The sequence below is a fragment of the Streptomyces varsoviensis genome, from assembly GCF_000718635.1.
Classification (GTDB): Bacteria; Actinomycetota; Actinomycetes; order Streptomycetales; family Streptomycetaceae; genus Streptomyces; species Streptomyces varsoviensis.
Window position 1 is genome coordinate 24,628 of sequence record NZ_JOBF01000016.1, and the last position, 20,823, is coordinate 45,450.

At 73.6% G+C, this 20,823-nt stretch carries 19 protein-coding genes and 1 pseudogene; 10 read left to right on the forward strand and 10 right to left on the reverse strand.

Annotated features, from left to right (window positions below; all coding sequences use genetic code 11):
- The first annotated feature begins 75 nt into the window (after positions 1-75).
- Both IF55_RS22930 and IF55_RS22935 read left to right on the forward strand, forming a co-directional pair.
- The gene (locus IF55_RS22930) at positions 76-1,059 is read left to right on the forward strand and encodes an SDR family NAD(P)-dependent oxidoreductase (RefSeq protein WP_037965480.1); all 984 of its coding nucleotides are present in this window, start codon (positions 76-78) and stop codon (positions 1,057-1,059) included.
- A 103-nt stretch (positions 1,060-1,162) separates the two neighbouring features.
- Positions 1,163-1,972, forward strand: coding sequence for an endonuclease/exonuclease/phosphatase family protein (locus IF55_RS22935; RefSeq protein WP_030883923.1), 810 nt, complete (start codon positions 1,163-1,165; stop codon positions 1,970-1,972).
- Between the two features lie 21 nt (positions 1,973-1,993).
- Here IF55_RS22935 and IF55_RS22940 read toward each other — a convergent pair whose 3' ends face one another.
- Positions 1,994-3,148 (reverse strand): FUSC family protein, encoded by a 1,155-nt coding sequence (locus tag IF55_RS22940; RefSeq protein WP_030883927.1) that lies wholly within the window; start codon positions 3,146-3,148, stop codon positions 1,994-1,996.
- Between the two features lie 199 nt (positions 3,149-3,347).
- Between IF55_RS22940 and IF55_RS22945 the strand changes: the two are divergent.
- From IF55_RS22945 to IF55_RS22960, 4 genes and pseudogenes are all read left to right on the forward strand, one after another.
- Positions 3,348-4,181, forward strand: a pseudogene (locus IF55_RS22945) (ABC transporter ATP-binding protein); the annotation flags it as partial.
- Positions 4,182-4,456: 275 nt separating this feature from the next.
- On the forward strand, positions 4,457-5,440 hold the full coding sequence (locus IF55_RS22950) for an iron-siderophore ABC transporter substrate-binding protein (protein ID WP_030883932.1): 984 nt from the start codon (positions 4,457-4,459) through the stop codon (positions 5,438-5,440).
- A 19-nt stretch (positions 5,441-5,459) separates the two neighbouring features.
- Positions 5,460-7,541 (forward strand): iron ABC transporter permease, encoded by a 2,082-nt coding sequence (locus IF55_RS22955; RefSeq protein ID WP_030883935.1) that lies wholly within the window; start codon positions 5,460-5,462, stop codon positions 7,539-7,541.
- A gap of 143 nt (positions 7,542-7,684) precedes the next feature.
- On the forward strand, positions 7,685-8,452 hold the full coding sequence (locus IF55_RS22960; RefSeq protein WP_106980455.1) for a class I SAM-dependent methyltransferase: 768 nt from the start codon (positions 7,685-7,687) through the stop codon (positions 8,450-8,452).
- Positions 8,453-8,495: 43 nt separating this feature from the next.
- Here IF55_RS22960 and IF55_RS22965 read toward each other — a convergent pair whose 3' ends face one another.
- Complete coding sequence (locus tag IF55_RS22965) at positions 8,496-8,984, reverse strand: MarR family winged helix-turn-helix transcriptional regulator (RefSeq protein WP_048832334.1); 489 nt, start codon at positions 8,982-8,984, stop codon at positions 8,496-8,498.
- Positions 8,985-9,126: 142 nt separating this feature from the next.
- On the opposite strand from IF55_RS22965, the gene IF55_RS22970 reads away from it, so the two are divergent.
- Positions 9,127-9,822: an alpha/beta hydrolase gene (locus IF55_RS22970; protein ID WP_030883945.1), complete on the forward strand. Its 696-nt coding sequence runs from the start codon at positions 9,127-9,129 to the stop codon at positions 9,820-9,822.
- Positions 9,823-9,928: 106 nt separating this feature from the next.
- On the opposite strand, the gene IF55_RS22975 is transcribed toward IF55_RS22970, so the two are convergent.
- Positions 9,929-10,465, reverse strand: a complete 537-nt coding sequence (locus IF55_RS22975) for a GNAT family N-acetyltransferase (protein ID WP_030883948.1) — start codon at positions 10,463-10,465, stop codon at positions 9,929-9,931.
- 169 nt (positions 10,466-10,634) lie between these two features.
- On the opposite strand from IF55_RS22975, the gene IF55_RS22980 reads away from it, so the two are divergent.
- Entirely contained in the window at positions 10,635-11,411 is a 777-nt protein-coding gene (locus tag IF55_RS22980; protein WP_078645002.1) for an ABC transporter ATP-binding protein, read from the forward strand.
- Positions 11,412-11,639: 228 nt separating this feature from the next.
- Positions 11,640-12,320 (forward strand): response regulator transcription factor, encoded by a 681-nt coding sequence (locus IF55_RS22985; RefSeq protein WP_048832357.1) that lies wholly within the window; start codon positions 11,640-11,642, stop codon positions 12,318-12,320.
- Between the two features lie 133 nt (positions 12,321-12,453).
- On the opposite strand, the gene IF55_RS22990 is transcribed toward IF55_RS22985, so the two are convergent.
- Together IF55_RS22990 and IF55_RS22995 are read right to left on the reverse strand one after the other, a co-directional pair.
- On the reverse strand, positions 12,454-12,813 hold the full coding sequence (locus IF55_RS22990; RefSeq protein WP_030883960.1) for a GntR family transcriptional regulator: 360 nt from the start codon (positions 12,811-12,813) through the stop codon (positions 12,454-12,456).
- Position 12,814: 1 nt separating this feature from the next.
- Positions 12,815-13,831, reverse strand: coding sequence for a DUF1648 domain-containing protein (locus IF55_RS22995; RefSeq protein ID WP_037965516.1), 1,017 nt, complete (start codon positions 13,829-13,831; stop codon positions 12,815-12,817).
- Between the two features lie 81 nt (positions 13,832-13,912).
- Between IF55_RS22995 and IF55_RS23000 the strand changes: the two genes are divergently transcribed.
- Positions 13,913-15,442, forward strand: a complete 1,530-nt coding sequence (locus tag IF55_RS23000) for a helix-turn-helix domain-containing protein (protein WP_030883966.1) — start codon at positions 13,913-13,915, stop codon at positions 15,440-15,442.
- Here IF55_RS23000 and IF55_RS23005 read toward each other — a convergent pair.
- The 5 genes from IF55_RS23005 to IF55_RS23025 form a co-directional block, all read right to left on the reverse strand.
- Complete coding sequence (locus tag IF55_RS23005; protein ID WP_063764023.1) at positions 15,399-16,196, reverse strand: HAD family hydrolase; 798 nt, start codon at positions 16,194-16,196, stop codon at positions 15,399-15,401. The two genes, IF55_RS23000 and IF55_RS23005, sit on opposite strands and share 44 nt — an antisense overlap.
- A 56-nt stretch (positions 16,197-16,252) precedes the next feature.
- Positions 16,253-17,437 (reverse strand): MFS transporter, encoded by a 1,185-nt coding sequence (locus IF55_RS23010; RefSeq protein ID WP_048832336.1) that lies wholly within the window; start codon positions 17,435-17,437, stop codon positions 16,253-16,255.
- A 64-nt stretch (positions 17,438-17,501) separates the two neighbouring features.
- A complete protein-coding gene (locus IF55_RS23015; RefSeq protein WP_048832337.1) occupies positions 17,502-18,284 on the reverse strand; it encodes a PIG-L deacetylase family protein in 783 nt (260 codons plus the stop codon).
- Between the two features lie 48 nt (positions 18,285-18,332).
- Positions 18,333-19,628 carry a glycosyltransferase gene (locus IF55_RS23020; RefSeq protein WP_157854383.1) on the reverse strand — a complete coding sequence of 432 codons (1,296 nt, stop codon included), beginning with the start codon at positions 19,626-19,628 and terminating at the stop codon, positions 18,333-18,335.
- 267 nt (positions 19,629-19,895) lie between these two features.
- Positions 19,896-20,759 (reverse strand): phytanoyl-CoA dioxygenase family protein, encoded by an 864-nt coding sequence (locus IF55_RS23025; RefSeq protein ID WP_030883990.1) that lies wholly within the window; start codon positions 20,757-20,759, stop codon positions 19,896-19,898.
- Positions 20,760-20,823: the final 64 nt, after the last annotated feature.

Here is a 20,823-nt window from a genome sequence, read left to right on the forward strand (position 1 = left end):
GTACGCCGCCGCTCCCGCGCCCGTACGCCGCCGCGCCGCCCTACGCCCGTACGCCCCACGAGAGGAACACCCCCCATGCGCACCTCAGCCGCTCCCCCGGACCTGGAGAGCCATTCGGCCTGCGTCACCGGCGGGTCGCGCGGGCTCGGCCTGCTGATCGCCGACCGGCTGGCCGCCCGCGGCTGCGCCGTGACCCTGGCCGCCCGCGACGGCGACGAGCTCAAGAACGCCGAGGCGATGCTGCGCCACCGCCACCCGCGGACGGCCGTGCACGGCGTCGTCTGCGACGTGCGCGACCAGGAGGCCGTACGGGCCCTGATGCGCAGGGCGCACGAGGTGGCGGGCGGGCCCGACATCGTCGTCGCCAACGCCGGGATCATCCAGGTCGCGCCGCTGGACTCGATCGGCGCCGAGGAGTTCCGGTCCGCCATGGACACCATGTTCGCGGGGGCGCTGCACACCGCGCTGGAGTCCCTGCCGTATCTGCGGCGGAGCCCGTACGGGGGGCGGCTGGCGCTGATCTCCTCGGTGGGCGGCCTCCTGGGCGTACCGCATCTGCTGCCGTACGCGTGCGCGAAGGCGGCGACGGGCGTGCTCGCGGAGGGGCTGCTCACGGAGACGGCCGCCGACCGGGTGAGCGTGACGGGCGTCTATCCGGGGCTCATGCGCACGGGTTCGCATCTGCACGCCCAGTTCGGCGGCGACCGGTCGAAGGAGTTCGCGTGGTTCTCGGCGCTGGCCGGGGCCCCGCTGATCTCGATGAACGCCCAGCGCGCGGCCGAGCGCATCGTGTCCGGCGTGGTCCGCCGGCGGGCCCGCGTCGTCCTGACCCCCGCGGCCCGCGCCGCCGGCCTCGCCCACGGCATCGCCCCCGCCACCACGGTCCGCCTCAGCGCCCTCGCCGCGCGACTCCTCCCCAAGGGCACCGGCACCCGCGAGCCCCTGCGCGAGGGCAACTCCATCGCCCCGCCCGAAGGCTTCGCCGCCCGCCGGCTGCGCGCCTGGGGCAGCGCCATGAACGACAGGGCGGCCCATGCCTATAACCAGCGGACGGCCTGACTCCGAGGGCCGGCCGGACCGGAGGCCGGGGGCCGGCGGTGCGGGCCCGCGTCCGGCCGGGCCGGCGGACGCTCGGCCCGCCCGGCGGCTGCGCGTCCTGACGATGAACGTCCTCGAACCCTGGTACGCCGACGGCCCGGCCCGGCGGCGCGCCCTCGCCGCCCGGATCGCGGAGGCGGCCCCCGATGTGCTGGCGCTCCAGGAGGTGGTGGCGGACGACCTGCGCGTCCTCGCCGCCGACGGCTGGCGCGTCGTCCCCCACCCGTGCCGGTCCCCGGACGGCGTCGGCGCGGCGCTCGCCGTACGCGCGCCCCTCGGCCGCGTACGCACCGACCCCCTCCAGGTCTCCGACCGGACGCCCCGCACGCCCTGGTGCGGGGTCGCCGCCGCGGAACTGCGCCACGGCGAACCCCTGGGCGGCGTCCTGGTCGTGCACCACAAGCCGAGCTGGCCGTACGGCTTCGAGTACGAGCGGGAGCGGCAGGCGCTGCGGGCGGCCGGGCTCGCGGAGGAGATGCTGGCCGAGAGCGAGGGCCGCCTCCGGCACGCCATCGTGCTGGGCGACTTCGACGCCCGCCCGGACGCGGCGAGCCTGCGCTTCTGGCGGGGGCTGCGCTCCATCGACGGTGTCAGCGTCTGCTACCAGGACGCCTGGGAGTGCGCCCACCCCGGCGACCCCGGTCTCACCTTCGACCCCGGCAACCCCCTGGTGCGCGCGGGCGACATGCCGCTGGAGCCCGGGCGGCGGATCGACTACGTGCTGGCGCGCTGTGGGGCGTACGGGCCGACCCTGCGCGTCACGGCGTGCGAACGGTTCCTCGTGGAGCCGGTCGAGGGGGTGCGGGTCAGCGACCACTACGGGGTGCTGGCCGACTTCGAGGCGCCGGAGCGGAGCCCGGGGGCCTGGGTGTGAGGGGGCGGAGGGCGGCCGGGTTCAGGTGCGGCCGGTGGCGTCGGGTGGGGCGGCTACCGCTTCCAGGTCGTCGAGGAGGCGGGTGGCCGCCACTGTGAGTTCGCCGAGGGAGGCGGTGACCGGGCCGCCGTCCGGGTCGGTGTGGTGCGAGGCGAGGCGGCGGCTCGCCTCCTGGGCCTCGTCCCATGCGCGTACGGCTCGTTCCTCGTCGGCTTCGGCCGGTCCGAACCGGTCGGCGTCGACGGCGCAGACGTCGCCCGCCGCGCGGAGCAGGACGGCCAGCGCGCCCAGCGCCGTCTCGGGAGGGGCGGCGAAGCGGGGGCGTTCGCGAACGGTTTCGGCCAGGGAGCGCGTCAGCGACGCGAGGTGACCGGCCACGCGTTCCCAGCGGAATTCGCCGCCACCCGGCGGGGGATGGGGGGCCGAGCGGCGGAGCCGGCGGCCGGGGTTGAGGCGGCGGCTCTCCTCGGCGCGGCGGCGGGCGGATTCGAGTTCGGCGACCGTCGTGCCGAGGCGCTGGGCCCGCGCGTACCAGTCCTCGGCGGCCGCCGAGTCGTACCCGCTCTCGATACCGTCCGCCGCGTCCCGCAGCAGGTCGGCGCAGTCCGTGGGCACGCGGGCGCGGAGTTGGCGCACGCCGCCGGTGTGCACCGGCGGCAGCACGAGCGCGTTGACGAGGACGCCGACGACCGCGCCGAGCAGCGTCTCCAGGAGCCGGTGGAGGATTTCGACGGGCCCGTACGAGCCGTAGGTGAGGACGAACAGCGCGGCGGTCGGCGCGTACCAGCCCTGTTCGCCGAACCGGGAGTACGTGCCGAGGAGCACCGTGATCGGCAGCGCGATCGCCATCGCGGCCATCACGTCGTGGGTGAGCGTCGCGGCCGCGGCGGCGATCAGGGTGCCCGTCGCGACGACCACGAACTGCTGCGCCGCGGACCAGAGCGAGCGGTAGACGGTGCTCTGTACGAGAACCACGGCGGTCCACGGCGCGAGCAGCGCCATCGGCGCGTGCCACCACCAGCCGGCGAGGGCCCACGCCGCGAGGGCCGCCGCCGCTGCCTTGAGCGCTTGTACGGCCGTGTCGCGTTCCGGGCCCGCGGACTTCGCGGCCCGGCCGGTGGCTCGCGCCACGCCGCGGACCTCGGCGGCGAGGGCGCTCCCCAGCCTGTTGGACATGTGCCGGCCTCCTGGGTCGGGAATGGTGCGCGTTCCCGGGTGGCTGTCTGCGGCGACCTTACACATCTCAGGGGCATTTGGGGGTATTTGGAGTTTTGTAGGCATTCGGCGTGATTCACCCCGGCCGCGGGGACCGCCGGCGCGGGCCGTTCCATGGGGCTATTTTCAGCCAAGATTAGGTTAGGCTAACCTTTGCCGCGTGAAGGTCGGTGAAGAACTCCCCCAGCCCGCGCGTACCCGCGGCCACACGCTCTCCGCCACGGGCGTCACCGTGGCGTACGACGGTGTCGACGTCGTGCACGAGGCGTCCCTCGAACTGTCCCCGGGCCAGGTGACCGTACTGGTCGGCCCGAACGGCAGCGGGAAATCGACGCTGCTGCGCACCGCCGCGCGGCTCCAGCGGGCGCGCAGCGCGGAGCTGACGCTCGACGAGGGGACGGACTGCTTCGCCCTGACACCCCGCGAGTTCTCGCGCCGCGTGGCGCTCCTCCCCCAAGGGCGGCCCACGCCCAGCGGGCTGACCGTGCGGGACGTCGTGGAGTTCGGGCGGTACCCGCACCGGGGCCGCTGGGGCCGCTCCGACCCCGGCGGGCGCGCGGCCGTGGACCGGGCCCTCGGCATGACCGGCGTCGCCGAACTCGCCGAGCGGGGCGCCGAGCACCTCTCCGGCGGCCAGCTCCAGCGCGTATGGCTCGCGGGCTGCCTGGCGCAGGAGACCGGCGTGCTGCTGCTGGACGAGCCGACCACCTACCTCGACCTGCGCTACCAGGTGGAACTCCTGGACCTGATACGGGACCTGGCGGACGAACACGGCATCGCCGTCGGCGTCGTCCTGCACGACCTCGACCAGGCGGCGGCCGTCGCCGACCGGATCGTGCTGCTCGGGTCGGGCCGCGTCATCGCGGACGGCGCGCCCGAGGACGTACTCACCCCGGAGCGGCTGACGGACACGTACGGCATCCGCATCGAGGTCTCCGCCGATCCGCTGACGGGGCGGCTGCGCACCCGAGCGATCGGCCGCTACCACACGCGCCGGGCTGCGGACGGGGACACCGCCGCCCCGGGCGGGGCCCCAGCGCGACAAAGCACCGCGCACCCCGGCGGCACTTCCCCGGACGGCGTCCCGGGCGATGGCGTGCCGCACGACAGCGGCACCGCGTCCCCGGACGGCGTCCCGGCCCGGTCCGGCGCCCCCACCACGTAGGACAGCCAGGCAACACAGCCACTCAAGACAGTCACGCAAGACAGCAAGCAGAACGCGCGCGGCGCACGGCGCGGCGCGCACAGTGAAAGGCTCAGTGCCATCCCATGAGACGATCCCTCCTCGCCACGGCCGCCGTGGCCGCCGCCGCGCTCGCCCTCAGCGCGTGCGGCACGTCCGAGCCGGCCGCGGACAAGTCCGAGAAGAGCAGCGGGCACATCACCCTCACCGGCGCTTCCGGCACGAAGGTGGAGCTCGACGGGCCCGCCAAGAAGGTCGTCGGGACCGAGTGGAACGTCGTCGAGCACCTCGTCTCGCTGGGCGTACAGCCGGCCGGCGTCGCCGACGTCAAGGGGTACAAGACCTGGGACAAGGCCGCTCCGCTGAAGAACGAGCCGAAGGACATCGGCACGCGCGGCGAACCGAGCATGGACACCGTCGCCGCCATCGCGCCCGACCTCATCGTCGCCACCGACGGCCTCCCCAAGGCCGCCATCGCGCAACTGCGGAAGATCGCCCCCGTACTGGACGTGAAGTCCGCCGACGGGTCCGACCCCATCGGGCAGATGACCAGGAACCTGGATCTGATCGCCCAGGCCACCGGCACCACGGAGCAGGCCGGCAAGCTCAAGCAGGGCTTCGAGGCGAAGCTCGCCAAGGGCCGGGAGGAGCTGGCGAAGGCCGGGCGCACGGGCACGAAGTTCGCCTTCGCGGACGGGTACGTGAACGGCGGTCAGGTGTCCATCCGCCCGTACCTCGGCGGCTCGCTGATCGGCGCGGTGAACGACAAGCTCGGACTGAAGAACCCGTGGCAGCTCAAGGGCGACCCGGCCTACGGGCTCGGCTCCACCGACGTCGAGGGGCTGACCAAGCTCGACAAGGACACCGAGTTCGGGTACATCGGCAACGACGACGACAAGAGCAGCTCACCGTTCTCCGGCGCCCTCGCCGACAACGCGGTGTGGAAGTCGCTGCCGTTCGTGAAGGCCGGCACGACGCACCGGCTGCCCGACGGCGTATGGATGTTCGGCGGCACGGCCTCCATGGAGTCGTACGTCGACTCCGTCGTCGCCGCGCTGAAGAAGCGATGACGGGGCGCGCGTAGACATCATGGCCGTCACCACCCCCACCGCACCTCCCGCCTCCCCCGCGGCCGCGGCCCCCCGGACGGGCGGCGCGGTCGTGGTGACGGCCGCGCTCGTCGCGCTGGTCGCCGTCCTCGCGGTCGTCGACATCACCCAGGGCACCTCCGCCGTCGGCGCGGCCGAGGTGTGGAAGGCGTTCACCGGGGGCGCCGACCCGGCGGACGCGTCCGTCGTCGTCGCCTCCCGGCTGCCGCGCATGGCCGCCGGGCTCTTCGTCGGCGCGGCGCTCGGCATGGCCGGCGCCGCCCTCCAGGCCGTCAGCCGCAACGTGCTCGCCTCGCCCGACACCCTCGCCGTCAACGCCGGTTCGTACTTCTCGCTCGGCCTGGCCGCCGCGACCGGCGTCTCGCTGCCCGTGTTCGCGTCCTCCGGCGTCGCCTTCGTCGGGGGCCTGGCGGCCGCGGCGCTCGTCCTCGGGCTCTCCGGCCTGGGCGCCGGGACCGTACGGCTGGTGCTCGCGGGCAGCGCCCTGACCCTCGGCCTGGCCTCCGTCACGGGCGGGCTGCTGCTGCTCTTCCCCGTACAGACGGAGGGGCTGTACGCGTGGAACCAGGGCAGCATCGCGCAGAACGGCTTCGGCGGCGTGCTGTGGATGGTGCCGCTCGCCGTCGCCGCCCTGGCCGGGCTGCTGCTGATCGCCCGCCGCGTCGACGCCCTGGCCCTCGGCGACGACGCCGCGCGCGGCCTCGGCGTGCCCGTACGCGCCACCCGGGTGACCACCGTCGTCCTGTCCGCGCTGCTCTCCGCCACCGCCGTCACCCTCGCCGGGCCCATCGGCTTCGTCGGGCTGTGCGCCCCCGCCGTCATCCGGCTGCTGGCGCGTCGCTACCGCGGACTCACCCGGGTACGGCCGAGCGTCGTGCTGTCCGCCCTGGCCGGCGCGGCCCTCGTGCTCGGCTCCGATGTCGCGCTACGGGCGCTGGTGTCGGCGGACACGTCGGTGGCCGTGCCGACCGGCGTGGTCACCAGCCTGGTCGGCGCCGTCTTCCTGGTGGTGCTCGCGACCCGGGGCAAGGACACCGGCGCGGCCGCCCCGCCCGACCGGCTGCGCATCCGTAGCCGGACCGTCTTCCTGACCGTGACCGTGGTGCTGGCGGCGGCGCTGATCGCGCTGGCCGTCGCCGCCGTCCTGCTCGGCGACTCCAAGCTGCTGCTCGGCGATGTCATGAACTGGACGCAGGGCAGGGCCGGCCGGGCCGTCTCCTTCGTCCTCGACACCCGCGTGCCACGGGTGCTCGCCGCGCTCCTCGCGGGCGGGGCCCTCGCCCTGTCCGGCACCCTCGTCCAGGCCGTGACCCGCAATCCGCTCGCCGAACCGGGCGTCCTGGGCGTCTCCGGCGGCGCCGCGCTCGGCGCGGTGATCCTCGTGACGACCGTGCCGCAGGCCGGCCCGACGGGCCTCGCCGCCGCGGCCTTCGCGGGCGCCGCCCTCGCCTCCGCCCTCGTCTTCGGGCTCTCCGCGCGCGGCGGCTTCCGGCAGAACCGCCTGGTCCTGGTCGGCATGGGCGTCGCCACCGCGAGCGCCGCGCTGATCAGCCTGTTCATCGTCCTCACCGACCCGTTCAACGCCACCAAAGCGCTGACCTGGCTCTCCGGCTCCACGTACGGGCGCACGCCGCCCGATCTGCTGCCGCTCGCCATCGTCCTGCTGGTGGCCGTCGCCGTGGCGGCCGTCCGCCGCACCGAACTCGACCTCGTCTCCCTCGACGAGGACACGCCGCGACTGCTGGGCCTGGGGCTGTCCCGCTCCCGCCTCGGTTTCCTGGTGCTGGCCGTACTGCTCAGCGCCACCGCCGTCGCCTGCGCGGGCACCATCGCCTTCGTCGGCCTGGTCGCCCCGCACGCCGCGCGCGCCCTGGTGGGCCGTCGGCACGTACGGGTGGTGCCGGTGGCGGTGCTGCTCGGCGCGGTGCTGGTGGGGACGGCGGACATGCTGGGAAGGACCGTGATCGCACCGGCCCAGCTCGGCGCGGGACTCCTCACGTCCGTCATCGGGACGCCGTATTTCCTGTGGCTGCTGGTGCGGACTCGGACGGCGGGGCGATAGCGGAAGGGGCTGGGCCCTGCGGGCGGGACGGGCCCCGGATATTGGGCCGGATGCCGGATAGGTGCCGTTGACAGGCATCCGGGGCCACGGGAGCCTGTTCGGGTATCGATTCATTCCGTCATGTCTTTATCGGAGGGGTTGTCATGAGCCCCATGAATCGCGGATTCCCGTCCATCAGCGTGCCCCGCTCCCCCAGCCCCTGCCCCTGCCCCTCGTCGGACCGGACGATGGAGGGCGTCTTCACCGAGCTGTACGACAACGACACCTGGAACCTGTATCTCGCGGGCGCGGAAGAGCGGGGCAGCGGCGGCGACGAGAAGGACACGTCGCGTTCGGGCAACGGCTCGAACCTGGCCCAGACCGCCACGCTCCGCGCCGAGCTGCCCCGGCTGCTCGCGCGGCTCGGCGTCCGTACGCTGCTCGACATCCCGTGCGGGGACTTCTACTGGATGTCCCGGCTGGACCTCGGGCTCGACGCCTATACGGGGGCCGACCTCGTGCCCGAAATCGTCGAGCGGAACGCCCGCGTTTTCGCGCGGCCGGGCCGCGAATTCCGCGTTCTCGACATCACGCGGAGTCCGCTTCCGAAGGTCGACATGGTCTTCTCGCGGGACTGTCTGGTGCACTTCAGCGATTCGGCCGTGCGTGCCGCGCTGGAGAACGTCAAACGCGGCGGCTCCACGTATTTCGCGACGACCACCTTCACGGACCGCACCGACAATGCCGCCGATATCGAGACCGGCGGCTGGCGCTCGCTCAACCTCACCCTCCCGCCGTTCTCCCTCCCCGCGCCGAGCCATGTCATCAACGAGAACTGCTCGGAGGTCTATGTGGCCCAGGAAGGCGACACGGGCGTGCGGTACGACTTCACCGACAAGTCGGTCGGCGTCTGGCGCGTCGCCGACCTGTAGCCACGGCCCCGACCTTCAGGCACGACTGAGGTCGCAGCACGGGTCAGTGAGGCCCGCCGGCCGCCTCGTCGGCGGTGCCGCCGAACGCGTCCACGATCTTCCAGGCGTCGCGGCACATGGTCTGATGGCATCGCTCGCCGAGCGCTTCCTGGATGCGCCGCTCCACGGCGGCGGCCCTGCGATCGGCGTCCTCCCAGACACGGCGCCCCTGGTCGGTCAGCTCGATGAGCTGGACGCGCTTGTGGACCGGATGTCCGCGGCGGCGCACATGACCCGCCTTGAGCAGCGGGGCCAGGCTCTGCGCCACCGTCTGCGGGCGCATCCCGGCGTCGCGGGCGAGGTCGGCGGTGCACCTCGGGCCGTGCACCGCGAGCCGGTTCAGCGTGCCGAACTGGCTCATGGTCAGGCCGAGCGGATTGAGCTCGTCGTCCAGGGCCTTCAGCAGGGTCCTGTTCACCTGCCACAGGGCGTATTCGAGCCGCCCCTCGTGCGCGTCGCTGACGGTCTCGACGCTCGACGGCGTTCGGGGCATCGCTGATTCCACCTCTCGTGCTCGCCCAAGTTTCGCATGACCGGTGCGCCGGCCTGGAGTTTGACCGGCACAAGATGACAGGCCTACTGTCAACTTAACAGTAAGCCTGTCACATGCCTGCCACAAACTCAGGAGCACCTCCATGCCCACCACCGATCCCCGCCCGGCCTTCCTCCTCGTCCACGGTGCCTGGCACCGGCCCACCTGCTGGGCCCCGCTCCAGGAAGCCCTCACCGCCGACGGGTGGCAGTCCCGGACGGTGGCCCTGCCCAGCGGCGGCCCGCAGGGCACGCCCAGCGCGGGCATGTACGCCGACGCCGAGGAGGTGTCCGCGCGGCTGCGCGAGACAGCGGGCCCCGTGGTCGTCGTCGGCCACTCCTACGGCGGCTTCCCGATCACCGAGGCGGCGGGCGACCACCCGAACGTCACCCGCCTCGTCTACCTCGCGGCCTACGTGCCCGAGGAGGGCGAATACGCCCGCGGCATGCACGGTATCCCGCAGCGCGACGACCTCGAAGGCTCCGCCCCCGGCTTCGAGGACCCGCGCTCCGGGCTCTACCAGGACGTGCCCGAGGACCTGGCCGAGCGCGCCATCGGCGAACTCGTCGAGCAGAGCGTGCGGTCGTTCCACGAGCCGCTCACCAAGGCGGCCTGGCGGACCGTTCCCTCCACGTACATCCTGTGCGAGGAGGACCGGGCCCTCCGCCCGCCGATGCAGGAGAAGATGGCCGCGCGCACGAGCCGTATCGAACGCCTCGCCACGGGCCACTCCCCCTTCCTGTCCGCCCCCGCCGAACTGGCCGCCCTCCTCGCCCGTATCGCCTCGGCCGAGGACTGACCCCGCCCGGCCTCTCGTCAACGGCCGCCCGCCGTACGGGCCGTCAGCGCGTCCGGCGCGGGGAGCGGTTGCGGGCGCCCCGGCTGCCGAGCCGGTGGCGGGCGCGTCACATCGGCAGGGACAGCAGCCGCATCGGCCCGCTCGGCCACACCACCCCCTCCTTGATCGGCAGCCACATCGAGCGCAGCGGCATGACGATCGGCCCGCCGGGCTGCTCGATCTGTACGTCGCCCTCCAGGAGCCGCCAGCCCAGCCGCTCGTACACGGGGACGCGGTCCGGCCGGCAGAAGAGGAGCCCGTACTCCAGCCCCCGCCCGCGGCCGTGCTCCACCGCGGCCGCCACGACGCTACGGGCCAGCCCGCGCCCCCGCTGGTCGGGCGCGACGATGACGCTGCCGATGCCCGCGGCCCGTATCCGGGCGTCGCCCACCGCCAACGGCACCGGCACATAGCCCGCGTGCGCCACCAGGCGCTCGCCGAGCCGCACGCCGAAGTGCTCCCGCGTGGGCCGCCAGACCAGGCCCGACCCCTGGACCTCGAAGGGGTCGGGGACATCCCCTCTGATCTCGTCGAACTCGCTCCCCGTGTACCGCGCGAGCCGCGTGACGGCCGGCGTCGGTCCGTACATCGGATACCGGTTCATCCCCGCATGATGACGGCCCGAGCCCGCATCCGGCACCACTCCGATCCGCTCCGGCTGGGGGATTTCCCCCAGCCGGAGTTGGTGGTCAGCCGCGTTCCGGGGCGGGCCGCGGGTGCCTAGCGTGGCTGTCCATGAGCGCACACATACGACTGTGCGCCGGGGAGTTGTGATGATCGAGATCCGGAATCTCACCAAGCGCTACGGCTCGACGGTCGCCGTCGACGCGCTGAGCTTCGACGTGCGACCGGGCAGCGTGACCGGCTTCCTCGGCGCGAACGGGTCGGGCAAGTCCACCACGATGCGCCTGGTCACGGGGCTGGACGCGCCGGACGCCGGGCAGGCCCGGATCGGGGGGCGGGCCTACCGGGAGCTGCGCCGGCCGCTGCGCGAGGTGGGGGCGCTGCTGGAGGCGCGTACGTTCCATCCGGGGCGCAGCGCCTACCACCATCTGGCGGCGCTGGCGGCGGGCAACTCCATCCCCCGCCGCCGCGTCGACGACGTGCTCGCCACCGTAGGGCTGAGCGGCGTCGCGCGGCGGCGGGCGGGCACGTTCTCGCTCGGCATGACACAGCGGCTCGGCATCGCGACGGCGCTGCTGGGCGACCCGGCCGTGCTCCTCTTCGACGAACCGGTCAACGGCCTGGACCCGGCGGGGGTGCGCTGGATAAGGGAGTTGATGCGGTCGCTGGCGGCGGAAGGCCGCACGGTGCTGCTGTCGAGCCACCTGATCAGCGAAATGGAGCTGACCGCCGACCACTTGGTGGTGATCGGGCGGGGTCGGCTGCTCGCCGACACGTCTGTGGCCGAACTGACGGCACAGGGACGGACGTTGGAAGAGGCGTTCTTCCAACTGACCGGCGGAAGCGTCGAGTATCGCGGCACTGACACTGACACCGGCCCCCCATCTCGCGCCGAGCGGACGGGGCGGACGGAGTGGACCGCATGACCGCGGCGGCAGCGGGGCTCCCCCGCGTTCCGGCCGAGCCGCGCCGCGCCTTCCGGCTTCACGGGCACCACGGTGGCGAAGTCCCTGCCCACGATCATCGCGTCCAGCTCCCTCGCCGTGGCCGAACCCGACCCCGACACGCTCCACCCCTGGGCGGGCTTCGCCGTGCTGTGGCTCTACGTCGCGACCGTTCTCGTCCTCGGCGACCGAATACTGGCGGCGGGATGTCTGACCCCTCGGCCGCGCGCCACGAGGGCGGGGCAGCGCCGCGTAGTCATCGCCGAAGACGCCCGCATATTGCGGGAGTTGCTCGCTCAGTTGCTGGCCGACCGCGGCCACGAGGTGTGCGCCTCGGTCGCCGACGCCGAGGCGCTGCGCGCGGCGGTGGCCGAATACCGGCCGGATGTCACGGTGGTGGACATCCGGATGCCGCCGACCCACACCGACGAGGGGCTGCGGGCCGCCATCGACATTCGCGGCGCGTACCCGGGTACGGGGGTGCTGCTGTTCTCGCAGTACATCGAGACGCGGTACGCCACCCGGCTGCTGGCGGCGGGTTCGGCGGGCGTCGGCTATCTGCTCAAGGACCGGGTGGCGAACGTGGCCGAGTTCACCGACGCGCTGACCCGCGTCGCCGCGGGCGGAACCGCCCTCGACCCCGAGGTCGTCACACAACTGGCCGCCGCCACCCGGCGCGCCGAGGACCTGGCGGCGCTCACCCAGCGCGAGCGGGAGGTGCTGTCCCTGATGGCCGAGGGCCGCTCCAACGCGGGCATCGCGCACACGCTCACGGTGACACCGGGGACGGTGGAGAAGCATGTGGCCGCCATCTTCACGAAGCTGGGCCTGCCGGCGGCGGAGGAGCAGAACCGCCGGGTGCTGGCGGTGATCCGGTACTTGGGGTCGTAGGCGCGCGAGGCCGTGCGGGGCGTGGGGGCCGTACGAGCTGTGGGGCCGTAGCCGTAGGACGGGCCCGTACGCCTCTTACGGCCGTACGAACGCACGACCGGCCCACACCGCCCCCGGGGGCCAGGGCCGGGCCTCATCCCGGGGCGAGCCCGGTTCGGATGAGGGCCAGGATCTCGTCGTCGGCGAGGCCGAGGGCGCGGGCCTGGGCGACGAGGTCGCGGGCGCCCTCGATGAGGCGGGCACGGGAGGGGGAGGCGCCGGCGGTGATGACGGCGCCGCGGCCGCGGCGCAGTTCCAGCAGCCCTTCGTCGCGCAGCCGCTGGTAGCCGCGGAGCACGGTGTGGACGTTGACGCCGAGGGAGAGGGCCAGTTCGCGGGCGGCGGGCAGGCGTTCGCCCGTACGGACCGAGCCGTCGGCGATGGCGCCGCGGACGCAGCCGGCGATCTGGTCGCCGAGCGGCACCGGCGAGGCCGGGTCGACGCGGAAGAGCACGTCACCTCCCGCCGGCGCGGCGGCCGGCGGCGGGCCGCCGGTCGATGAGGGAGTTGAGGAGGCCGGCGGCGGTGCGGGCGTCGTCGATGGAGACGAGGAATTCGCTGCCGGTGGCGAGCCGCAGGCTGATGGCCTCGCCGGAGCGGAGCACGATGCCGCTGACGCCGGGGTGGACGCGGTAGCCCCAGCCGAAGTTCTTGAAGACGCGGATGTCGCGCACGCGCGCCTCCTCGATGCGGCTGAGCGGTATGCGGACGCGCGGGAGCGGCAGGACGCGCGGGGCGAGGCTGAGGCCGCGCCGGTCGACGGTGACGCGGAGGCTGCCGAGCATGGCGGCGGTGAGACCGAGCAGGAGCGGCGCGATGGCCGGGCCGGTGCCCACGGTGAACACGAGGACGAGGCCCGCGCAGAACGCCGCGACGCCGATGACGGCGGCGGGCATGGAGCCGATGGAGCGCGTCCAGGCGGCGCGTTCGCCGGCGGCGAGGCCGAGCCGTTCGGCCTGGGGCGCGGCGTCCCGCGGCCCGGGGCCGGCGGGAGCGGGGAGGAGGCCGGCGACGAGCCAGCCGATGGCGGCGACGGCGGCCGCGAGGCCGAGGGCGACGGCGATCTGCCACGCCGGGAACCGCACGTCGGCGGCGTCTGGGACGTCCGCGCTGACGTAGAAGATCGCGACGAAGAGGTAGCCGAGGAGGCCGGCGACGGCGTAGCCGATCGCCGTGATGCCGCGGCGGGCGCGGAGCGGGGCGCCGGAGAAGAAGTTGATGGCGGCGAAGACGGCTCCGGTGAGGAGCATTCCGATGACCGGGACCCAGATGGTGGCGGCCAATGAGGTGAATCCGTCGGGCTCGCCGCCGGAGCCGAAGTGGGTGGCCATGGGGTCGGGGAGCCGGTGGCGCAGCGAGGCGTACACACCGGCTACGACCAGGGCTCCGGCCAGGAAGGGCAGGGCCGCGACGGCGGCGGCCCGGGGGCTGCGGTGCGGGTCGGCTGCTGCCGAAGCGCGCGTATCAGTCATGGTGAACCTCCCGTTGTTCGTATAGTAGTAGAACAACTGTCGATTGAGAAGGAATCTCATATCTGAGATACCGTCTGTCGCATGACAGACGCGTACCTCGCCCGCATCGGCAAGCTCATCCGCGACGCCCGACAGCACCGGGGATGGACCCAGACGCACCTCGCCGAGGCGCTCGGCACCAGTCAGAGCGCCATCAACCGCATCGAGCGCGGCAACCAGAACATCAGCCTTGAGATGATCGCCCGAATCGGTGAAGCGCTCGACAGTGAAATCGTCTCCCTCGGGTACGCGGGGCCCATGCATCTGCGCGTGGTCGGCGGGCGCCGGCTCTCGGGCGCCATCGACGTGAAGACGAGCAAGAACGCGTGTGTGGCGCTGCTCTGCGCCACGCTCCTCAACGCGGGCCGCACCACGCTGCGCCGGGTGGCCCGGATCGAGGAGGTCTACCGAATCCTGGAGGTGCTCGGCTCCATCGGCGTCCGGGCCCGCTGGATCAACGACGGCAACGACCTGGAGATCGTGCCGCCGGCCGAACTGGACCTCGCCGCCATGGACACCGAGGCGGCCCGCCGCACCCGCAGCGTCATCATGTTCCTCGGCCCGCTGCTGCACCGCCTCGACCGGTTCAAGATCCCGTACGCGGGCGGCTGCGACCTCGGCACCCGGACCGTTCAGCCGCACATGACGGCGCTGCGCCACTTCGGCCTGGAGGTGACGGCGACGGACGGCACGTACCACGCGGAGGTCGACCGCTCCGTGGCCCCCACCCGCGCCATCGTGCTGACCGAGCGCGGCGACACGGTCACCGAGAACGCGCTGCTGGCCGCCGCCCGGCACGAGGGCGTCACCGTCATCCGCAACGCCAGCTCCAACTACATGGTCCAGGACCTCTGCTTCTTCCTGGAGGAGCTGGGCGTACGGGTCGAGGGCGTCGGCACCACGACGCTGACCGTGCACGGCGTGCGCCACATCGACCGGGACGTGGACTACGCGCCGTCGGAGGACCCGGTCGAGGCCATGAGCCTGCTCGCGGCGGCCGTGGTGACGGAGTCGGAACTGACGATCCGTCGGGTCCCGGTGGAGTTCCTGGAGATCGAGCTGGCGGTCCTGGAGGAGATGGGCCTCGACCACGAGCGCACCCCCGAGTACCCGGCCGACAACGGCCGCACCCGGCTCATCGACCTGACCGTACGCCCGTCGAAGCTGCGCGCCCCGATCGACAAGATCCACCCGATGCCGTTCCCGGGGCTCAACATCGACAACGTCCCCTTCTTCGCGGCCATCGCCGCCGCCGCCCAGGGCCAGACCCTCATCCACGACTGGGTCTACGACAACCGCGCCATCTACCTCACCGACCTCACCCGCCTCGGCGCCGACGTCAAACTCCTCGACCCGCACCGCGTCCTCGTCGAAGGCCCCACCCGCTGGCGCTCCGCCGAAATGATGTGCCCCCCGGCCCTGCGCCCCGCCGTCGTCGTCCTCCTCGCCATGATGGCCGCCGAGGGCACCTCCGTCCTGCGCAACGTCTACGTCATCAACCGCGGCTACGAGGACCTGGCCGAGCGCCTCAACTCGATCGGCGCCCAGATCGAGACGTTCCGCGACATCTGAGGGCGCTCGCGGGAGCCGCGTCGCCGGGGGCCCGGCCGTTGGAGACAGTCGGGTCTTCGGGGGCCTGGTCTTCGGGGGCCTGGTCTTCGGGGGCCTGGTCTTCGGGGGCCGGGTCCGTCGGGGGGAGGAGGGGCCAGGTCACCTGGGTCAGGTCGGGCAGGAGGAGGTCGGCGCCGGTCAGGGCGGCGGCGGATTGTGTGGTCGTCAGGCCGACGCAGAAGGTTCCGGCGCTCTTCGCGGCGCTGATGCCGGCCGGGGCGTCCTCGAAGACCACGGTCCGGGCGGGTTCGGCCTTGAGGGCGGCGCAGGCCGCGAGGTAGCCCTGCGGGTCGGGTTTGCCGCGGGTCACGTCGTCGGCGGTGATGAGCACGTCGAAGGCGCTCAGCACGCCCAGGGCGTCGAGTTCGGCGCGGGCGTAGTCGCGGGGGCCCGATGTCACCACGCCCAGCGGGACGCGCTGCCGTCTCAGCCGGGCCAGCAGGTCCAGGGCCCCGGCGACGGGCTCGACGGCGGGCAGGTCGGGCGCCTCCGAGTACGAGACCACCTCCGCGTGCAGCTCCTCCAGCGTGTGCCCGCGGAAGGAGTGGAGGTGGTCGGCCAGCGCCTCCTTTCCGGGGCGCCCGGCGAACCCCCGCAAAGTGTCGTCGTCATGCGGCACCTTGTGACGCCTGAAGAGGCGGGACCAGGCGGCCCGGTTGCGCGGCTCCGTATTGATCAATGTGCCGTCGAGGTCGAACAGAGCGGCTGTGTGCATGAGCGATCTCCTGTTTCGTGGGTGGCTTCCGTAGGCGCCTGTCGTCTGCGTCTTCCTTATGTCTCTTCCGCCCCCGGGGCGAGCAGCCCGGCGAGACACGCCGCCGTCACCGCCAGCGCGGGCACCACCAGCAGCGCCGTACGCAGCGAGCCGAGCGACGCCAACGAGCCGATCAGCGGCGGCCCGGCCAGGAACGCCAGGTAGCCGGTCGAGGTGACGGTGGCCACGGCCGTACCGTGCGCGCCGGCGGGTCGGCGCCCGGCCCCGCTGACGACCAGCGGGAAGGAGGCGGCGATGCCCAGGCCCACGGCGCCGTAGGCGGCCACCGCGACCAGGGGGTGCGGGGCCAGGAGAGCGGCCGCCGCCGCGCATCCGCTCAGCACGGCCCCGTACCGCACCGTCCTGACCGGCCCCAGGCGCGCGGCGGCGCGGTCCCCGCCGAGCCGCCCCGCCATCATGGCCAGCGCGAAGACGGCGTACCCCGTACCGGCCAGCCCCGGCCCGGCGTGCAGCGGGCCCGCCAGGTAGACGCTGCCCCAGTCCGTCATCGCTCCCTCGATCATCAGCACGGACAGGCCCAACGCGCTGAGCAGCAGCAGGCGGAGGGGCAATGGGTGAACGGTCAGCCGTCGGCCGCCGCGTGGGCTGGGCCGGTGGGTGGTGGCGGCGGGGCGCAGTGCAGCGCCCGCGACGCCTGCGGCCGCGGCCGTCACGAGCGCCGTGCCCGCGAACTGGGCCAGCGGTGTGAGGCCCAGCGCCGCGGCGGCCGTGCCGAGCAGTGCGCCCGCCAGCGCGCCCGCGCTGTAAAGACCGTGGAACGAGGATATCCGGGACCGGCCGGAGCCGCGCTCGACGTCCACCGCGTGGGTGTTCATCGCCACGTCGAGCGAGCCCACCGCCGCTCCCAGCACGGTCAGGCTCGCGGTGAGCCCGGTCAGATCACGGGCCAGCGCGGGCAGCACGATGGCGGCCGCGTACCACACCACGGCGACACGGGCGACGGCGTGGCCGCCGAACCGGTTGACCAGGACGCCCGCCACCGCCATCGCCGGCAGGGAGCCCAGCGCCACGCCCAGGAGTGCCACGCCGAGTTCGGCCTCGGTGAGAGCGAGGTCCGCCTTGATCTGCGGGATGCGCGGAGCCCAACTGGCCAGCACCAGGCCGTTGATGAAGAAGACGGCGTAGAGCGCCGTCGCGCCCCTGTCGCGTGTGAGCGCCTTGTACGCGCTGCCCGTGCCCATGGCCGTACGCGGCCTCCTCGTCGGTCTTGTCGGTCTTGTCGGTCCCGGACCCCGGCCTCCCGCGTCAACTCGTCGCGGGCGGGCCGTGCTCCAGGGCGGTTCCGCGCCTCGGCTCGGCTGCCAGGCGGTACGGGAGGGTGATGCCGGGCGGCGTCAGGTCGGCCGGGGTGGTGGCCGGGTGGGCGGGGGCGCGGGTGAACGCCTCGGCGTACCGCACTCCGGCCTGTTCGCCGCGCCGCGCCGCCTGCTGCCGGGCCAGGTCGATGAAGTCGCTGCCCTTGCGGGCGCGCCTGGCGGCGTTCTGGCTGCGGTGTTCCGCGAGCACGGCCTCCTTGAGCGGCATGGTCGCGGTGATGTCGACCCACAGGTCCGGGGCGCCGTGCGTGGCCGCCAGGGTGTCCAGGTGGAACAGGGGCGGTACGGTCGCGATGGCCGGGTACCCGGTGGTCAGCGCCGGTTCGCGGGCCAGCAGCCGCGCCGCCGACGCCAGTCGGCTCGCCGCCTGGTGGTCGGGGTGGTAGTCGTCGGGATGGTGGGCGAGGACGAGGTCCGGCCGGGCGCGGCGGAGGACGTCGACGGTACGGGTCCGGGTCTCGCGGGTGTCGTACAGGAACCCGTCCGGCAGCCCCAGCCAGATGAGTTCCGCGCCCAGGACCGCCATGGCCCGCCGCGCCTCCGCCTCGCGCAGTGCCGCGGTATCGGCGGGGGCCGGGGCGCCGGACCCCAGTGCGCCGTCGGTGAAGACCGCGGCCGTGATGTGCGCGCCCTGGTTCGCGTAGTGGGCGAGGGTGCCGGCGCAGAGCAGTTCGATGTCGTCCGGGTGGGCCCCCAGGGCAAGGACGCGCACTGATCTCCCCTTTTCCCTTCTCCATCGGGCCTTGATGCCACTAAGTCGTCAGGTCGGCGCCGTGCGAGCGAGTACGCGCGCCAAGTCGCGTACCCCGGTGTCGATGAGGAAGTGGCGGCGCACCCGCTCCCGCCCCTCGCGGCCGAGTTCCGCGGCGTAGGCGGGGTCCGCGAGCAGGCGGTCGGCCGCCGCGCCCAGGCCCGCCAGGTCGTCCGGGCCGGCCAGCAGCAGCCCGCTCCGGCCGTGCGCGACCTGCCGCCGCAGCCCGCCGACCGGGGAGGCGATCACGGCCCGGCCCTTCCACGCCGCCTCGGAAACCGTCATCCCGAACCCCTCGGCCAGGCTCTTCTGGACCACGAAGGCCGAACAGCGCTGGATGGCGTTCACGGTCAGCGCGTGCTCGCGCGCGTCCGCGACCGGGAGGCGCAGTACGTGCACCCGCGCCCGTAACCGCCCCAGCTCCGACCGCACCCGGCAGCATCTCTCGTAGACCTCCGCGGCCTGCGGGTCGCCTTCGGTACTGGGCCCGACGAGCAGCAGCCGGGCCCCGAACGCGGGGTCCACGTGGTCGGCGAAGGCGCGGATCACTCCGGGGACGTCCTTGACCGCGTCCCAGCGGCCCACTTGCGTGATGAGCGGCGTGTGGGGCGGGAGCGGCCCCACCACATCCCGTACGCGCTCGGCCGGTGCGCGCAACGGGATGTTCTTCGCGGCGAGCGGGTTGATCGAGGGGGCCACGATGTACGGGCCCGGCAGCGGCGGCAGGCCGCGGGGCAGCGCACCGGGGTACGAGGCGATGCAGCCGTGCGCGTACGCGAGATAGCGGTACAGGAACTCCCAAGCGGGCTCGGCTTGTTGAGGGTGGAGCGGCGCGCCGATGTGGGCCCGCCAGAGCACGGTGAAACCGGCTTCGCGCAGCGGCGGCACCAGGCCGGCCGCCTGGTGGTCGTGCACGACGACGATGCCGGCGCGGTCGGCGGCAGCGGCGATGAGCCAGTCCGCGGAAGCCCGGCAGACACGCTCGTACAGCAGGCGCCCGCGCTCGATCTCCGGCCAGAGGCCGTCCTCGCCGGTGCGCACGCCGCACAACTGGTAGTAGAGCGCCTTGGTGAACCGCCGGAAGGGCGCGGGCGCCGCCAGGGTCGCCCAGCGCGTGTCGATGCCCGCGCCGCGAAAGTACGGCAGCTCTTCGCGGAGCGCCTCCGCCACGCCGCCGCGGGCCGCGGTGTCGCTGACGTGCCAGACCTCGCGCCCGTCGAGCCGGGACCGCAGGGCGAACAACTCCCGCTCGGCGGCCGCTACCCGCGCCGAGCCGATGACGGGCGTCAGGCGCGACAACGGCACGCTGGGTAGGGGCACTTGGGGGAGGGCGCGCGGGTGTGTGCGTTCGTGACTGCTGCGTTCGCCGCTGCCGCGTTCGTGGCCGTCGCGTTGTACGGGCAGTGGCGCGCGCATCGGGGCGGCCGTCGGCGGCCGGGCCGGGCCGTAGTGCGGCGATCGCCTTTCGGGCACTGCCTCCTCGCTTCCGATGCTTCCGACGCTTCCGACGCTTTCGATGTGGGCGGCGGGGACGCGTACGGGCCGACCCGACCCCCGCCCACGGCTTTCGCGCTACAGAGCCCCCTCGGCAAGGAGTTCGACCGGTTCGCGGAGGTCGACGTGGCCCAGCGCACCGCCCTGGCGTTCCACGGCGTCATGGACGGCGTAGCCGAGCAGTTCCTGGGAGCGGCGCGGGAGGGTGCGGGCGATGTCGGGTGGTGTGGTGAGGAAGTGGTTCTCCTCGGTGCGGAGCCAGCCGAGGGCGTAGCTGACCTGCATGCCTCTGCGCCACTGGTCGGTTGTGGAGTTGGCGCCGCCGGCGTGCAGTGTGGAGCCGAGGTAGATGACGGCGGAGCCGGCGCTCATCTCCGCCGGCACCAGTTCGGCGTCTGTCGCCGTACGGGCCCGGTCGGGCCAGCGGTGGCTGCCGGGGACGACGAGCGTGGCGCCGTTGTCAGCCGTGAAGTCACGCAGCGCGAGGACCGAGGCGACCTGCAACTCGGGGTGGCCGCACGGCAGGTAGACGTCCCAGCCCTCGTCGTCGCGGTGCGGCCACTGGCGCCGCGCGCCGGGCCCCCGGTCGATGACGTGCGCGAGGTTGAGCTGGTAGCGGGCGCAGCCGGGCAGCAGGAAGGCGTCGCAGACGGCGAGCAGGAGGGGGTGGGTGAGGATTTCGGTGGCGAACACCCGTGAGACGGCGGAGACCCCGGTGAGGTGGCGGGTCCGTTCGCCGAAGAACTCGGACAGTGTGGGGTTGAGAAACGCCTTGCCGTGGTCGGGCGCGGCCCGTTCGAGGAGCGGGTCGAGTTCGGCGTTGAGGCGGTCGAGCAGGTCCGGGGCGAGCAGGTGCTCGGCTACGACGACGCCGTGCCGTTCGATGGCGTCGATGAGGTCCTGGGGCGCGGCGGACGGGGGGAATCTCGCCAGATCGGCCATGGACGTACCCGCCTTTCCGCCGACGCGGCGTGCGGTGCGTGAGGCGGTGAGCCTCCAGTGGTGG

What these genes read in the sequence shown, in the direction of transcription:
- IF55_RS22995 (WP_037965516.1), bottom strand. Translation starts at nt 13,831, where the DNA reads ATGACTGATACGCGCGCTTCGGCAGCAGCCGACCCGCACCGCAGCCCC.
- IF55_RS22980 (WP_078645002.1), top strand. Translation starts at nt 10,635, where the DNA reads ATGATCGAGATCCGGAATCTCACCAAGCGCTACGGCTCGACGGTCGCC.
- IF55_RS22965 (WP_048832334.1), bottom strand. Translation starts at nt 8,984, where the DNA reads ATGCCCCGAACGCCGTCGAGCGTCGAGACCGTCAGCGACGCGCACGAG.
- IF55_RS22935 (WP_030883923.1), top strand. Translation starts at nt 1,163, where the DNA reads ATGAACGTCCTCGAACCCTGGTACGCCGACGGCCCGGCCCGGCGGCGC.
- IF55_RS22970 (WP_030883945.1), top strand. Translation starts at nt 9,127, where the DNA reads ATGCCCACCACCGATCCCCGCCCGGCCTTCCTCCTCGTCCACGGTGCC.
- IF55_RS23005 (WP_063764023.1), bottom strand. Translation starts at nt 16,196, where the DNA reads ATGCACACAGCCGCTCTGTTCGACCTCGACGGCACATTGATCAATACG.
- IF55_RS22955 (WP_030883935.1), top strand. Translation starts at nt 5,460, where the DNA reads ATGGCCGTCACCACCCCCACCGCACCTCCCGCCTCCCCCGCGGCCGCG.
- IF55_RS23000 (WP_030883966.1), top strand. Translation starts at nt 13,913, where the DNA reads ATGACAGACGCGTACCTCGCCCGCATCGGCAAGCTCATCCGCGACGCC.
- IF55_RS22960 (WP_106980455.1), top strand. Translation starts at nt 7,685, where the DNA reads ATGAGCCCCATGAATCGCGGATTCCCGTCCATCAGCGTGCCCCGCTCC.
- IF55_RS22975 (WP_030883948.1), bottom strand. Translation starts at nt 10,465, where the DNA reads ATGAACCGGTATCCGATGTACGGACCGACGCCGGCCGTCACGCGGCTC.
- IF55_RS22940 (WP_030883927.1), bottom strand. Translation starts at nt 3,148, where the DNA reads ATGTCCAACAGGCTGGGGAGCGCCCTCGCCGCCGAGGTCCGCGGCGTG.
- IF55_RS23025 (WP_030883990.1), bottom strand. Translation starts at nt 20,759, where the DNA reads ATGGCCGATCTGGCGAGATTCCCCCCGTCCGCCGCGCCCCAGGACCTC.
- IF55_RS22950 (WP_030883932.1), top strand. Translation starts at nt 4,457, where the DNA reads ATGAGACGATCCCTCCTCGCCACGGCCGCCGTGGCCGCCGCCGCGCTC.
- IF55_RS22930 (WP_037965480.1), top strand. Translation starts at nt 76, where the DNA reads ATGCGCACCTCAGCCGCTCCCCCGGACCTGGAGAGCCATTCGGCCTGC.
- IF55_RS23010 (WP_048832336.1), bottom strand. Translation starts at nt 17,437, where the DNA reads ATGGGCACGGGCAGCGCGTACAAGGCGCTCACACGCGACAGGGGCGCG.